11 protein-coding genes are annotated in these 13,823 nt (G+C 42.8%); 5 read left to right on the forward strand and 6 right to left on the reverse strand.

Annotated elements, in window-relative coordinates:
- Nucleotides 1-39: 39 nt before the first annotated feature.
- Genes ABJK37_RS14495 through ABJK37_RS14520 form a run of 6 tightly spaced genes read right to left on the reverse strand, consistent with a single transcriptional unit; the run spans nt 40 to nt 6,104 of the window.
- Complete coding sequence (locus ABJK37_RS14495; protein WP_348355233.1) at nt 40-1,239, reverse strand: DUF3570 domain-containing protein; 1,200 nt, start codon at nt 1,237-1,239, stop codon at nt 40-42.
- Nucleotides 1,226-1,465 carry a DUF4266 domain-containing protein gene (locus tag ABJK37_RS14500; protein ID WP_348355236.1) on the reverse strand — a complete coding sequence of 80 codons (240 nt, stop codon included), beginning with the start codon at nt 1,463-1,465 and terminating at the stop codon, nt 1,226-1,228. Before ABJK37_RS14500 ends, ABJK37_RS14495 begins: the two co-directional genes overlap by 14 nt.
- 3 nt (nt 1,466-1,468) lie before the next feature.
- Entirely contained in the window at nt 1,469-2,011 is a 543-nt protein-coding gene (locus tag ABJK37_RS14505) for a TlpA disulfide reductase family protein (RefSeq protein ID WP_348355239.1), read from the reverse strand.
- Between the two features lie 30 nt (nt 2,012-2,041).
- Nucleotides 2,042-2,689, reverse strand: coding sequence for an outer membrane beta-barrel domain-containing protein (locus ABJK37_RS14510; RefSeq protein WP_348355242.1), 648 nt, complete (start codon nt 2,687-2,689; stop codon nt 2,042-2,044).
- Nucleotides 2,659-3,378: an SH3 domain-containing protein gene (locus tag ABJK37_RS14515; RefSeq protein ID WP_348355244.1), complete on the reverse strand. Its 720-nt coding sequence runs from the start codon at nt 3,376-3,378 to the stop codon at nt 2,659-2,661. Before ABJK37_RS14515 ends, ABJK37_RS14510 begins: the two co-directional genes overlap by 31 nt.
- Nucleotides 3,379-3,434: 56 nt before the next feature.
- On the reverse strand, nt 3,435-6,104 hold the full coding sequence (locus ABJK37_RS14520) for a hypothetical protein (RefSeq protein WP_348355247.1): 2,670 nt from the start codon (nt 6,102-6,104) through the stop codon (nt 3,435-3,437).
- A 776-nt stretch (nt 6,105-6,880) separates the two neighbouring features.
- On the opposite strand from ABJK37_RS14520, the gene ABJK37_RS14525 reads away from it, so the two are divergent.
- The 5 genes from ABJK37_RS14525 to ABJK37_RS14545 all read left to right on the forward strand — a co-directional run bounded on the left by ABJK37_RS14525 (nt 6,881) and on the right by ABJK37_RS14545 (nt 13,808).
- A complete protein-coding gene (locus tag ABJK37_RS14525) occupies nt 6,881-8,113 on the forward strand; it encodes a hypothetical protein (protein WP_348355250.1) in 1,233 nt (410 codons plus the stop codon).
- Nucleotides 8,114-8,118: 5 nt separating this feature from the next.
- Nucleotides 8,119-10,605 carry a LamG domain-containing protein gene (locus tag ABJK37_RS14530; protein ID WP_348355253.1) on the forward strand — a complete coding sequence of 829 codons (2,487 nt, stop codon included), beginning with the start codon at nt 8,119-8,121 and terminating at the stop codon, nt 10,603-10,605.
- A 13-nt stretch (nt 10,606-10,618) separates the two neighbouring features.
- On the forward strand, nt 10,619-12,211 hold the full coding sequence (locus tag ABJK37_RS14535; protein WP_348355256.1) for a hypothetical protein: 1,593 nt from the start codon (nt 10,619-10,621) through the stop codon (nt 12,209-12,211).
- A 238-nt stretch (nt 12,212-12,449) separates the two neighbouring features.
- Complete coding sequence (locus ABJK37_RS14540; RefSeq protein WP_348355259.1) at nt 12,450-13,580, forward strand: VCBS repeat-containing protein; 1,131 nt, start codon at nt 12,450-12,452, stop codon at nt 13,578-13,580.
- Nucleotides 13,581-13,610: 30 nt separating this feature from the next.
- The gene (locus ABJK37_RS14545; RefSeq protein WP_348355262.1) at nt 13,611-13,808 is read left to right on the forward strand and encodes a DUF4177 domain-containing protein; all 198 of its coding nucleotides are present in this window, start codon (nt 13,611-13,613) and stop codon (nt 13,806-13,808) included.
- The last annotated feature ends 15 nt before the right edge of the window (nt 13,809-13,823 follow it).

The raw sequence follows: 13,823 nt of genomic DNA on the forward strand, positions 1-13,823 counted from the left end.
ATATTAGGTTTCCTATAACCTACGCATAATCAAGGTTCATTAGTAAAATATGGACAGGTATAAACGGGTAATATTGGCAGAAAACTGATAGAGCGGCTCAGTTCCAACTGGGACCACTTCAGTTGACCCATGAGTGAGTACGTTTCTAAAATCGTCGTAGTCAAAATTCACATGTTCGAAATCGAGATTGAGAGTGCTTTTTTTCAATAAACTGTCAGTTGAAAATTGAAATTCATAGCTCACACTTAAACCAAGGGATAGATTGCTAAAAGTGCTCATTTCTTTGTCCCGCGCACGAAAGTTAAATTCAGCGCTGCGCGTATATAAGTCCTGATAGAAGTCGGCTTTGTCTTGTTGGTAATGGCGCGCTCTTAACTCCACAATCCAATCATCACCAAAGGTATGGATGTAACCCAGTTTATAGGTATTGGCTTGAATACCCCACGAGTCTGAAAAGATCTTGGCTTCGCCATAAACAGAGGCTCGATAGGGCAAGTAGTAATTAGCTGTGAATGCGGCCGCATTGCTTTTGCGAGTATTGGGATAGAGTTCCGATTCAAAACTATATCCACGCTCGGTATTTGGATCTAAGAATCGCACTGAACGATAAGGATTATTCAAAAATCCTTGATCAGATATGTTTTCAACACTTAACCCAAGTATCATATTTTTGGTAATCACTTGAGTGATACCTATTTGATAATTATGTCGCTCAGCTAATTCTAGAAAACTATCATCCCCAGTTTTCCCCACTTCATCATTTCCTTTGGAATATCCTAAGGATAAAGTGGTGAGGTCGCCAAAAAAGTCTTGGCTAACACCAAGATGAAACGATTCAGCTTCAAAATCGTTTTCCGAACTAGTTGTATAGTTCACACTCATCAGAGTTTTATTATGAAGATAATCAACCCCTATACTATTCTCGGTACGTTCTTCTGAATAGGGGCTAGCCGTTGCTAACACGTCAATGGAGGCTCCAGAAATCGTATCAACATAATAATTGGCCGAAACGGAAACGTTGTTTCCAATTTTTTTACGCAACAATATTGACGGTCCATCTATTGAAATTCCTCCCCCTTCGTAGGAGTGATACATGGCATCAGAGCGGTCTTGTGGTAGCACGGCTGCGCTAGTTTGCCAAATAAATAGCCCCAAGATGATACAAGCGAAGACTAATCGAATAATTAATCTTCGCACTGTACCTTGAGGGCTTTTCATTTTTTGTCTAATTACAGCCACATCCGCCCCCAGCGCCACCCTCAGCTCCTCTAGCTCCTTCTCGTGCTTGATAAACATGATTGGTATAGGACGAGGAAACAGGGTTACGATTCATACTCATAATGGGATCTGCAAGGTTATCGCGCTCGTAGGGCTTTACCCAGGGCTCGAAAGTGCTACTGCAACCACTTGTTAAGCCTAAAACAACCAGTATCCAGTTAAATCGCTGTAATTTACTGACGGTCATTAGTTACTCCCGAAGTAACGCTTTAACAGCTTGTTGATATTTGACTTCGTCGCCACCTTTGTAACCTTTATGCAATAAACGTTGATTGCCGTCTCGGTCAACAATTACTGTAGTTGGCATAGCTTGGACATCGTATAATTTGCTAACTTGGTCATTTACATCAAATAACACCGGAAAAGAAACCCTAACGTCTTTTAGCAAGTTATCTGCTTTGGAAGGCTCTTCGTCTACATTGATAGCCAATATAGTAAAACCCAAGTCCGCATATTGTTGCTGCAACTGTTCTAGGTATGGCAATTCTTCACGACACGGAGCACACCAAGATGCCCAAAAATTAATTAACACTACGTTTCCAAGCTGTTCTTGCAAACGCACATTACCGTGGTGTTTACTTGCCAACGTAAAGTCTGGAGCCGCGACTTTTGCATTTGTCGCAGAAAGACTAAAAGTGGTGAGTAACATACTCAAATAAAGCAATACCTGCCCTAAATAACCACGTGCTTTTGCATGGCTGGGGGCATGATTTTTTTTAACTGATGACTGCATAAATTAACCTCTTAATACGTATATAGCGGTCTAAAAAAAGAATGTGGCGCCTAGGCCATATTCAATATTATGAGTAGTTTTTTCTTCACCAATTAACTCTGAGTTAAACAAGTGGTCTTTCAAATTTACATGTAACGCGAAATAATCAGTCAACAATAATCGGTAACCTGCACCTAAGCTCAGAGTAAACCTTTCATCGCCTCCAAATTCAGTGCTGCCGGCGCCAACTGTGAAATAGGTGGCGGAGTTAAACACCAACCGATCTGTAAAAAAGGTTTCGCCGTTGAGGTTGTAACCTAAGGAAACGTTGTAATAACGATAATTGCGTTCATCATCGGTTAAAAACGGTGCCCCACCGCTTAATACTTCAAAACTGGTTTCACCTGCATCAGCTTGTCCATAGGTCGCTTCCACAAAAAAATCTTCATTAACGTGATAAGCGGCGCGAACCCCTAACACCATGCTAGACGAAAAATCTTCTACGCTTAGCACGCCCACTAAGACACCAAACTCAAAATTTTCAGAATCGATATTAGCTTCGTTGATATCCCTGCGTGAAACGGTTGGCTCAATAACACTTTGCTGCCTTGATTGAAGCGTTTCTTGCTCTGCAAACAACGAAAAACTCATCATTGTGATCAGTAACGCTAGAAAAAAACTGCGAATCCCAATGTCCATTGTTCTAAATCCTCGTTCTCATCTCTATTGGTTAGCGCCTGAAGGTGCTGATATTCAAGCTTAAGTATAAAATTTTGTGCCACGTAATAACGAAGTCCTAATCCTGCAGCCAATAAGTCACTAGTGCGAGTTTCATCGCCGCTTTGCACTAGGTTGGCTCTAGGTTTAGTTCGAATTTTCCCGGCTCCAAGTGTCACATAAGGTGATAGCAACCAATCAGGAAAAGTCGTATGTTGCACTCGAACTAAAAATAATTGGTTTTCTGATAAATCACCCAAAGCTTGGGTTAAGGTAATTCCTGCCATGAGGTTTTCAGTTGCCACCCAATCAGCAAATACTGTCATTGAAGGCACTCCTTCAAAGGAGCCACCCAAGGCGCCAAATTCGAAATTTCGCTGCGAAAAAGAGTCGAATGACCCATCAGCTAAACTAACAGGATCACCACTAAAACTGACGGTTTTATGCAAGGCATCTTGTTTAATCCAGCCTTGAACACCCTTATTCGTTTCGACTTTGAACCAATTAGTTCTGCGCTTTAATACGGTTATCCACTCGTTTTTTGCCGCCACATGAATAACAGGAAAGCCACCAGCTGGACCCGAATGCATTTCGATAAAAGGCTCAATAACTTGAACTTGCGCCCCATCATCAGCCAAAACCTGAAAGCTGATGAAAACTAAAAAAACCAAGACTACAGTTCCCAGACCGTTAACTTTGAGAAGCCCTTGCAAGACACTAAGTAACATCAGTTAAGGGGCGCTGCAAAAGGATTATTGTAATACTGGGCGCCAATATCTAACCATTCAGCTAACAATCTTAGTTCAGCTGTTGATAGCCATCCATCATGGCTACCACCAGAGTCAAAAGGAGTGAAAAATAGTTGGCTAGAACGGGCACCATTGACTGACATAACATTCCTTACGTTTACCGTCTCTGTTACGGGGATCCCATTTCCTTCAGCATCTAGTATTAACTCACCTTCTTCATCAAGTTCGAATACTGTATTACCTTCGTCATCGGTCACTATCACTAAACGGTCTTGCAGCACTCCTGCAAGTAACTCCTGTTCATTGTCTGAGAACATTAACTCTCGATAACTGGTTAAAAAATCTGGGTTATCAGTTGAAGCAGTCGCCCGCAGATCTAACTGAGCAGCGGGTATTTGTGTTAAACCATCTTCACCTTCAGGGGTATGGCAACTTAAGCAACTATGGTCTTCGAGTACAGTGATTCCGTCTTCAGCCAATAATTTTCTATCCAATGACAAAATTGGTTGTATATGCTCTGGAAAATGAATCTGAATTCGACACAAACTTGTCCAATTCAGGGCGCAAGCAGCAGTAATAGGCAAAGGGGTTTGTAAATCAGCATAGCGATAATAAAAGCTGCTTGCAGGGGATTGCATTTCGGGGTCTGCCCAAATATCTTCAAAATTGATATCCGCAGCAGGATAGTGGATACCGTTAATTCTGCCTGATGTTTGTGCCATGGTATCGCCCAAATCGGCAAATAAGGCGGGATTGGTATTCACAAAAGGGCTACCAGTGCTGGTTGCCCCAAGATTAATGCTATCTGCTTCTGCATCTGACCGGCCATGTGGAACCACGCTATCTTCGCTATGACAGCCATTACAAGTGCGCACTTCACCAGGAGCAAACTGCAACCAGTTTTGATGCCTTTCACTAACGCGTTTACCCTTTGAGTCAAGTAAACTAAAGGCCAGTGGCACATTTGCAGGTACATCAAATAACACTGAACCATCGGGCTCTACTGGCACGTAACCAATGATTTCCCGCATCAACTGATTGCGGCTACGTCCAAATGCGGAATTATCAAAGTTTCGCACCTCTCTAGTTGGGATAGACACGGCCTTAACCACCCGTAGAAATCGCACCGGTCTATCGGCAACAGGTGTTTGCGTAGGATCTGCCAATACGGCGATACCTTGCTCTGTGACATCTTCCCCCCCAAAGTCATAAACACTTTTGATATGTACTCGCCCTAAGTTGCTATTCGCCAGGTCTTGATTAAAGTCTGGTGCTGGTTGAGGATCGGCAGGAAAGGGGCGAGCTTGCATGGCCACGACTTCAGTATAAAACAGGCCTTCTTCTGGAACATTAATGACTAGTTGTGTGTTTTCGAGTGGATCGTACATCCACAATCCAAATAACAGAGGAGCGGCCTGAGCCTGTGGATCCGTTATCAAATCAGGCTCGCAAGGCAAAATAATTCGCGGGTCACCTTCATTCGAATCTTGTTGCGGATCGTACACTCGGCATTGACTCCAGCTAAACAACATTCGTTGGCTACCGTCCCAAAGTGGATAAACAGCAGAGAAAATGCCTCCAGGTGAAATACTACCGTCTACGACGACATTATCAAATACAGCAGGCAGCTGAGCTGGCCCACTTAATCCACTCTGTGAAGCTACTGGCGTAAAGTTGTCGATAAAGTTGCTGATATCAATATTGACATATTCTCCTCCCCAGTTATCACTCACTATAGGCCTTAGAGCCGCTAATAATTGACCGTTAGGGTGTTCAGACAGCTGCGTAAATTGCAACGCTTCATCACTGAGTTCAGTGTTATGACTATGATGACCATATACCAGTTCTAGCTGACTGCCATCAGGGTTTATTTGATAAATACTCATGCTGCTTTTATTTGCCACATTGTCCCAGCGACTAAATAAAATTTTGCCAGAGCTGAGCACCATAGGATCGAGATCGTGACTTTGATTGAATGAAATTTGTTGGATATTACTACCGTCACCATCCATTACATGTAACACCGAAGCCAAGTTACTGCGGTTTTCGTCTAACGCTTGATACTGTGGTTTACCTTCATCTAACAATAGCGCTTGGTTAGCTTGTTGCCTGGTAGAACTAAATACAATTCGCCCGTCTGGCAAATAAGTTGGCGCGGTATCTTGGCCAAATTCAGCCTCTAAATCAGATGTTATGACTCTATTTAAAGAGTCGCTGGTGATCTCATATTCCCAAATATTCCAAGTGGGCTGTTCGTCATCATCGGCGTCTTCAATTTCCGGTGCGCGCATAGCAAACAACAAACGTGTGCCATCATATGACACAAACAAATCTTTGATATCGTACCCAGCTAACGGAGACGTTACTGTGGCGTCTAAAATTTCCTGCTCAGAATAAAACGCTCTGGCACTAATATTTGTTTCGAGGGCATTAACCGAGGCTCTTGGTTTAATAAATAACTGCGCCCCAGGCAAAAAATCATTCGGCGAGCGCAGATCTTCAGAGGCCAATAGCATATCTTCATTAAACGGTGCTGGCCTTTTAATATAGGCAATAGGTACATCGACTACTACCGGATCGGGCTCTTGCTCCGAAGTTAATATTTTATCGCCACCGCATCCAATCAATGTCGCGCATAGCAAATACATAACGAATAGCGTCCGCTTTAAATGCTTAACTCGTGATCGTGGCAGATGCTTCAAAGTATTTTCACTATGGTTAATAATAGGCCAATAGAATATCAGCTTCTGTTTTAGCCAAAAACTGTCTACAGGCAGCAACCTTTTGCCTGTAAATAAGCCTTAGATACTTGCACTAACGGCATTCGGCAACAATTTGTGTTTCTATCATTAGGAATGGTTTTCAATACCTTCCCCCTAAACTCGCGGAATCAATGCCTTTTTAGTCTAGTCGCTATCCAAAATAATTTTAGGTGTAATTGAATCAAGTACGACTGTATGAAATTAACGACACCAATAAAAGCATTAAAGGGACTACCTAACATTTTGATAACTATAAATTTAAGCTGTTTTTGAATCGTAGTTTCATAAGAACTTTCTGCTTTTTTTTGGAAACAAAGACGGTTATTAGTGACACTTCGAGCCAATAAGATGATGATTTATTCAAAATACTTTCTATAAACCTCATGAAATTCAAAGCATTGACCTTGATGGCACAATTTGTGTTACCTAACGGTATTGCAATGATGTTGGGGTAGTGTGCTGATAATAGCCGCTTGCCTTTTCCGCTTTCTAGTCACTCAGACAGTGCTTCGATAATTAAGCCAACCAATCAACTATTTAGGTATGAAATAGCAAACCTAACTTGCATCAGCGGTATTGTCAGAATTGGGTTTCTTGACTACAACATAAACCAAACGAGTCGTTACTGGCACGTTGTTATTGACCCAAAGAGGAGTTCCAATTTGAAACATTTAGTTAGGCAAATTGGCAGATATAAAATCCCATTAAATTGGACCTTATTTATCTTGGCTATTAGTACCCTCCCCCTCACCTACGCGGGTCCAAGAGAGCAGGCCAAACGTATGCATGATCGCTTAACAGGCATACCACCGAGTATTCAAGTATTAGATGAAATGGAAAATCTAATTGCTGAAGGTAAAGTATCAGAAGCCGCCGATATTGCGATGCAAAACCCGGCGTTTTATTCAGTCACCTTAAAAAATTGGATTACGCCATGGACGAATGAAGAGGCCGATGTATTTGCGCCTTTAAACGACTATACCGCAACTATCATCGGCATGGTTCGTGATGATATTGATTTTAGGCAAATTTTAAGCGGCGATATTTTATACGTTGCTAACAGCAACGCTGGAATCCCTCCTTACTCAATGACTAGCAACGCCCATTACCAAGCGTTAGAGGAACAAAGCGCCGATTTACAAGACATCTTACAACGCACCACTCAATCAGAAGAGACGGGATTACCAGCACAAGCCACAGCTGGCGTAATGACTACAAGAGCAGCGGCTAAATCCTTTTTTAAAGACGGCACCAATCGCGCTATGTTTCGTTTCACTTTGATTAACCACCTGTGTACTGACCTTGAAGGCTTAAAGGATACCAGTCGAAGTCCAGATCGTATTCGACAGGACGTGAGTCGCAGTCCCGGTGGTGACAGTCGTATATTTAATAATTCATGTGTGGGCTGTCACGCTGGTATGGATCCGCTGGCTCAGGCATTTGCTTATTACAACTACGAATACAACGTAGAGAGCGATCCACAAGGTGAACAAGGCGCTTTGCAATACAATAATCAAGGCCAAGTCGATCCGGATACAGGCTCTCAAGTACAAGCTAAATATCATATCAACGGCAACAACTTTCCTTATGGCTTTTTTACCAATAATGACGACTGGAGCAACTATTGGCGACAAGGGCTCAATAAAAATCTTGGTTGGGACACCGCTTTACCCGGCAATGGTAGTGGAGCTAAATCTATGGGACAAGAACTCGCTAACAGCCAACAATTTGCCAACTGCCAAGTGACCAAAGTATTTAGAAACGTTTGTTTGCGCTCACCTCAAGACGCTGCAGACAGATCCAAAATTACCACTATCACTAACACATTTACCAACACGGGTTACAACATCAAACAAGTGTTTGCCGACGCCGCTGATTACTGCAAAGGGGAATAATAACAATGGTTTATATCACCTCTTTATGCACTTCAAAGCGACATCAGCCAATCACTAGTTTTTGGATCTTGGTTATTATTTTATTGCTTTCCGCTTGTGGAGGCAGTTCGGTTGAAGTGACTAAGACGCCTGCACCAGCGCCTCAAGATAACACACCGGTTACCTATTCAGGGCCTGTTGCAGCGACGCCCGACGTCACCCAATTTAAGCTCGAATTGTGGGACAATATAAGTTCACCGCAGCGTTGTGGTGCGTGCCACGTACAAGACAATCAGTCACCCGAGTTTGCTCGTAATGACGATATAAACTTAGCCTACAACGCAGCCAGTCAATTGGTGAATTTCAGTACACCCGAGGATTCAACCCTTGTCACTAAAGTAGCCGCTGGACATAATTGTTGGTTATCAAGTGACGCAGCCTGCGGCGAAATTTTAGCGACCTGGATTGGAAATTGGGGGGCCACGGAAAATACTGCTAATGACATACAACTAGAGGCGCCCATTGCAAAAGATCCTGGAGCAAATAAGAACTTTCCAGATAACTCACTACTTTTTGAAGATAATGTTTATCCTTTGTTACAGACCTACTGTGCCAATTGTCATACTGGTTCCGCAACCATTCCTATTTCACCTTATTTTGCGTCGAGTGATATAGACGAATCATATGCAGTATCAAAAGCCAGAATTTCACTCGACACCCCAGAAAATTCACGATTTGTAGAAAGGATCCGCGACGAATTCCACAATTGTTGGAGTGATTGTGCGAGCAATGCCAATGACCTGATCAATGGAATTCAAGACATGGCTGATGCCATTGAATTAACAGAACTAGATGAACAGCTGATTAACAGTAAAGCCTTAACCCTGTTTGATGGCACTCTTGCATCTGGCGGCGGACGTTTTGAAAACAACGTTATTGCAAAATGGGAATTTAAAACCGGTTCAGGCACCACTGCATTTGATACCAGTGGTGTTGAGCCCGCTATAGACCTCACGCTCAATGGAGATGCGAGTTGGATTGGAGGCTGGGGTATTCAGTTATCGAACGGAAAAGCTCAAGGGTCAACGACTAACAGTAAAAAGTTACACAATTTAATTACCGCCACCGGCGAATTCTCCATCGAAGCTTGGGTCGTGCCTGCGAATGTGAGTCAAGAAGGTCCAGCTAGGATCATCAGTTACTCGGGTGGTGCTAATACCCGTAATTTTACCTTAGGCCAAACCCTATACAACTACGACTTTCTACTTCGTACCGATAAAACCAATGTCAACGGTCAACCTGCGTTATCTACCGCCGATGCTGCAGAAGTGTTGCAAGCTAGCTTACAACATGTGGTGGTAAATTATGACTCGGTAAATGGTAGACAAATATTTGTTAACGGCCGTTTTACAGGGGATACAGACCCAACAGAAGTGGGGAACTTTGCAGACTGGAACGATACTTATGCCTTTGTGTTAGGGAACGAAGTGTCGGGGGATATTCCGTGGGCTGGCTCCATTAGAATGGTGGCAATCCACAATCGTACTCTAAGTGCTGAACAAGTGGCGCAAAACTTTGATGTAGGTATTGGTCAGAAATTTTTCTTACTGTTCGAAGTCAGCGAAATCACTGAAACACCACAAAGTTACATTGTGATAGAAGTCAGTCAATTTGATAGTTATAGCTACTTGTTTAGTGAGCCATTTTTTTACACTTTAGATGACAGTATTAGTATTCCAGACATTCCACTGCAAGGAATGCGAATTGGTATTAATGGACGCGAAGCCAATGTAGGTCAAGTATTCCAAAACATAAACACGTTGCTAACTCAAAGCGATTATGTTCCAGCAAAAGGGCAACTATTATCTTCCTTAGGCACTATTATACCGATTGAGAAAGGCGCAACTAGCGACGAGTTTTTCCTCACTTTTGAAGTATTGGCAGAGCAAACCAATGTAATGGTAGAAGCGGACCCTCCCGCTCCTGCTGCCACCATAGATTTAGCTGCACAAGCCGAAATTGGCATTCGCAATTTTGCCGAAATAAATGCCAGCATGTCGGCTGTGACACGAGTTCCTATGGATAACTCGTCTGTTAAAGCCTCATTTGAGCAGTTAAAGCAACAACTGCCATCTTTCACCAATATGGACAGTTTTTTGGCTTCCAATCAAATGGCCGTCACTCAATTGGCAATAAAATACTGCGACCAATTAGTCGAGACGACTAACCTGAGAGACAGCTATTTTAGTGATTTTAATTTTAACCAAAGTGCCGAAACAGCATTTACTGCTCAGGGCAGAAACGCGGTTTTGCTACCACTAACAAGCAACATATTGAATTCTGATCTTAGCGATCAACCTAACAATACTGATGTAATCAATGAACTAGATAATCTCGTTACCCGATTAACAGATTGCAGCGGCGACAAAGTATGTGACGCTACATACACCAAGACTGTCGTAAAAGCGGTATGCGCTGCGGCGCTTGGCAGCGCAGTCATTACGTTGCAATAAAAGGTAGATAAAGATGAAAAACAACAAATCCATTGGCTTAAATACCCCTCTATATCATGCCTGCCACGCTAGACCCGTGACTCGACGTGAGTTTATTTCTCAGGGCTTTATGGCTGGTTTAGGCACCGTGCTTGGTGGTTCTGTATTGAGTTTATTTGCCAATCCGGGTAAAGCGCACGGAGCCTTATCTGCTGATTTGGAAGCTCTGAAGAGTAGCTGTGGCATTGCGACTCAAGGTGCCGGCAAGATCCCGTTTTTAGTGTTTGATTTGGCAGGCGGTGCCAATATTTCAGGTTCGAATGTGTTGGTAGGTGGCCGCGGAGGGCAGTTAGATTTCCTCAGTACAGCCGGTTATAGCAAACTGGGATTACCGGGAGACAGCGTACCTTCTATCGCAAATCCGGATACCGGTCTGAGTGACTTTATTAACACCGAATTAGGATTAGCTTTTCATTCAGACAGTGCTTTTTTACGGGGCATACAAGATAAACTCAGTGTCACCAATCGCGCCAATGTAAACGGAGCCGTTATTCCTGCCCGCTCTGAAAACGACACTGGCAATAACCCTCATAACCCTATGTATGGCGTCAATAAAGTGGGCTCTGATGGTTCGTTATTAACGCTTATTGGATCACGAAATTCAGACTCAGGTGGCAACTCCATGGCGCCTGCAGCTATGATTGATACCTCAAAACGCCCAACAAAAATTGATAGGCCGTCTGATGTCACTGGCTTAGTAGATACTGGGGATTTAGTGGGTTTGTTGAGTCAACAAGACTCAGTGGCAGTAATGGAATCAATTCAACGTATTAGTGCTATGAAATTAGGAAAAGTGAATACCCAAATTAGCACCGATGAGGTGTTAAAAGACTTGGTCAATTGTGGTTATGTGAAAAGCGCAGACATCACTGACAGGTTCGGGGATCCCTCTGCTTTAAACCCCGAGCTTGATGCAAACATAGTAGGTGAAAACGGTATTTTCACTCAAGAAGAATTCGATAGCGATGCAGAATTTAGAAAAACGGCATCAACGATGAAACTAGTTATCAATGGTTTTGCAGGAGCTGGCACTATAACTATGGGTGGATTTGATTACCATACCGGTGACAGGTCAACGGGAGAAATTCGAGATTTACGTGCCGGTCGGTGTATGGGAGCGTGTTTAGAATACGCCGCAAGAGTGGGTGTACCTCTTATGATGTATGTTTGCAGTGATGGCTCAGTCGCCAGTAATGGCATGATTGACGATTCGTTAAATGGTCGCGGCAAAGGGGTGTGGACAGGTGATAACTCTTCTACCGCCGCATCATTCTTTTTAGTCTACAACCCTGGAGGCACACCTCGATTAATAGGCGCGACACCCGATGCGCAAGCCCAACACCAACAAATTGGTTACATGCGCAGCGATGCATCAGTAGAAACAGCGGCCACGCCAGCGGCCAACAATGTCAATTTATTGGTCGAGACAGTGATTTTGAACTATATGGCCTTGCATGGAGAACAAGGTAAATTTGCTAATATTTTTCCACAAAATGGTCTAGGAAATGCGCTGTTGATGAACAGCCTTACCGCGTTTGAACCAATAGTAAACGGGGTGATGACCTAAGACTGTTTTTATTAAGTTTGTTTACCTCTAGCCAAGGGCATTAGCTCCAATGTGCATTTGCTCGAACTCCCTTTAGGTCGTTGCTTCAATACTGTTTACTATCCAAGGTTCTCCTTAATGTGCCACTTCAATATTCTCGAAGAGAGTATCTAAAAACTATGCTACTTTTTGTGCATACTGCATATTACGCTTTACTGTTGTTTAGTACCTATGCCACCGTTCAAATACAGGAGTCGCAATGAAAAACTATAAAAGAGTTCAACATTTCCTATTTTTTTTAATGACGCTCTATGGTGGTATTTGCCATGCCAGTGCACTCAACTTGGGTGGTACGGTCTTTAAACCTACTTTAATGACCCTTGGCAAAGGCGAGTCGTCACTCGCTGTTTTTGATTTCAATTCAGATGGTCATAAAGATCTAGTCGTCTCGAACTACGCCGATAACAATATAGTCATTTACAGGGGTAACGGTAAAGGCAACTTAACCGAAATAAACCGAGCATCTGCAGGCATGAACCCTACTGATATTGCCACTGCAGACATCAATGGTGATGGTGACTTTGATATCGCCATAGCCAATCACGAAACGTCCTATATGACAGTGCTGCTTGGAGATGGAAAAGGAAACTTCAACCCTGCTGCTTATTCACCTCTTGGTATCGAGGCTAAACCTCACTTACATGAAGTGCAATTACATGACCTTGATAACGACAATAAAGTAGATCTAATAGTCGATAATAGAGCCAATGAAGGGTTACTGGTTCTAAAGGGGTTAAATGATGGTAGCTTTCAGACTCCTGGAGAATTAATTAACGTTGCTGGAGATCCCTATCGTGGATTTGCTATTGCCGACCTTAACGCCGATGGTCGGTTGGATATAGTGACACCAAATCAGCAGGAGGTTGGTATAATTCTCAATGACAGTTCTGAAAGACTCTCGTTCTCGCTACATGCGGTAGTCGAATCCATTCGTCCATTTTCAGTGGAGTTGGCAGATTTAAATGGAGATGGTCACAAGGATCTAATAGTGGCATCTAACGCCGATGACGTCACTATCATTCCAGGTGACGGTACAGGCAATTTCCTAGAAAAACAAAAAACCTCAATCAAAACTTCATCTGGTGCTAAACAAATAGCGATAGGTGATATTAATGGTGACGGTATTAAAGATAGTCTCATTAGTAGTTGGTCTGGTAAATTGCTAATTATACTTGGCAACAAATCTAAGTTTGAAACCATAAGTTTTGAACATAAAGAGATACCTAACCCTTGGGCAGTGGTGATGGAAGACTTTAACCAAGACGGAAAAAGTGACTTTATTATTTCTGATGGAAACAGCACAAATGCGCTAATGTATGTCAGTCAATAAAAACAATAATCGACTTAGAACGGAACCTTTATGAAAAAGTTTATATACAAAATTATCGATACCAGAGACGTCGAATCCGCCGGACTATTCAAAGGCAGAAAACGTGAAGATGTTGAAGACTATTTAAGCTCACTGGGTGCTCAGGGATGGGAACTAGTAAACGTTGATTTTCGTGAGTTAGAGGGAGGTTTGGAGTTTGCTGGTATAATGAAAAAACAAGTATCCTAAAGACTACAATTGCGA

The sequence above is a fragment of the Paraglaciecola sp. genome, from assembly GCF_039964565.1.
Classification (GTDB): domain Bacteria; phylum Pseudomonadota; class Gammaproteobacteria; order Enterobacterales; family Alteromonadaceae; genus Paraglaciecola.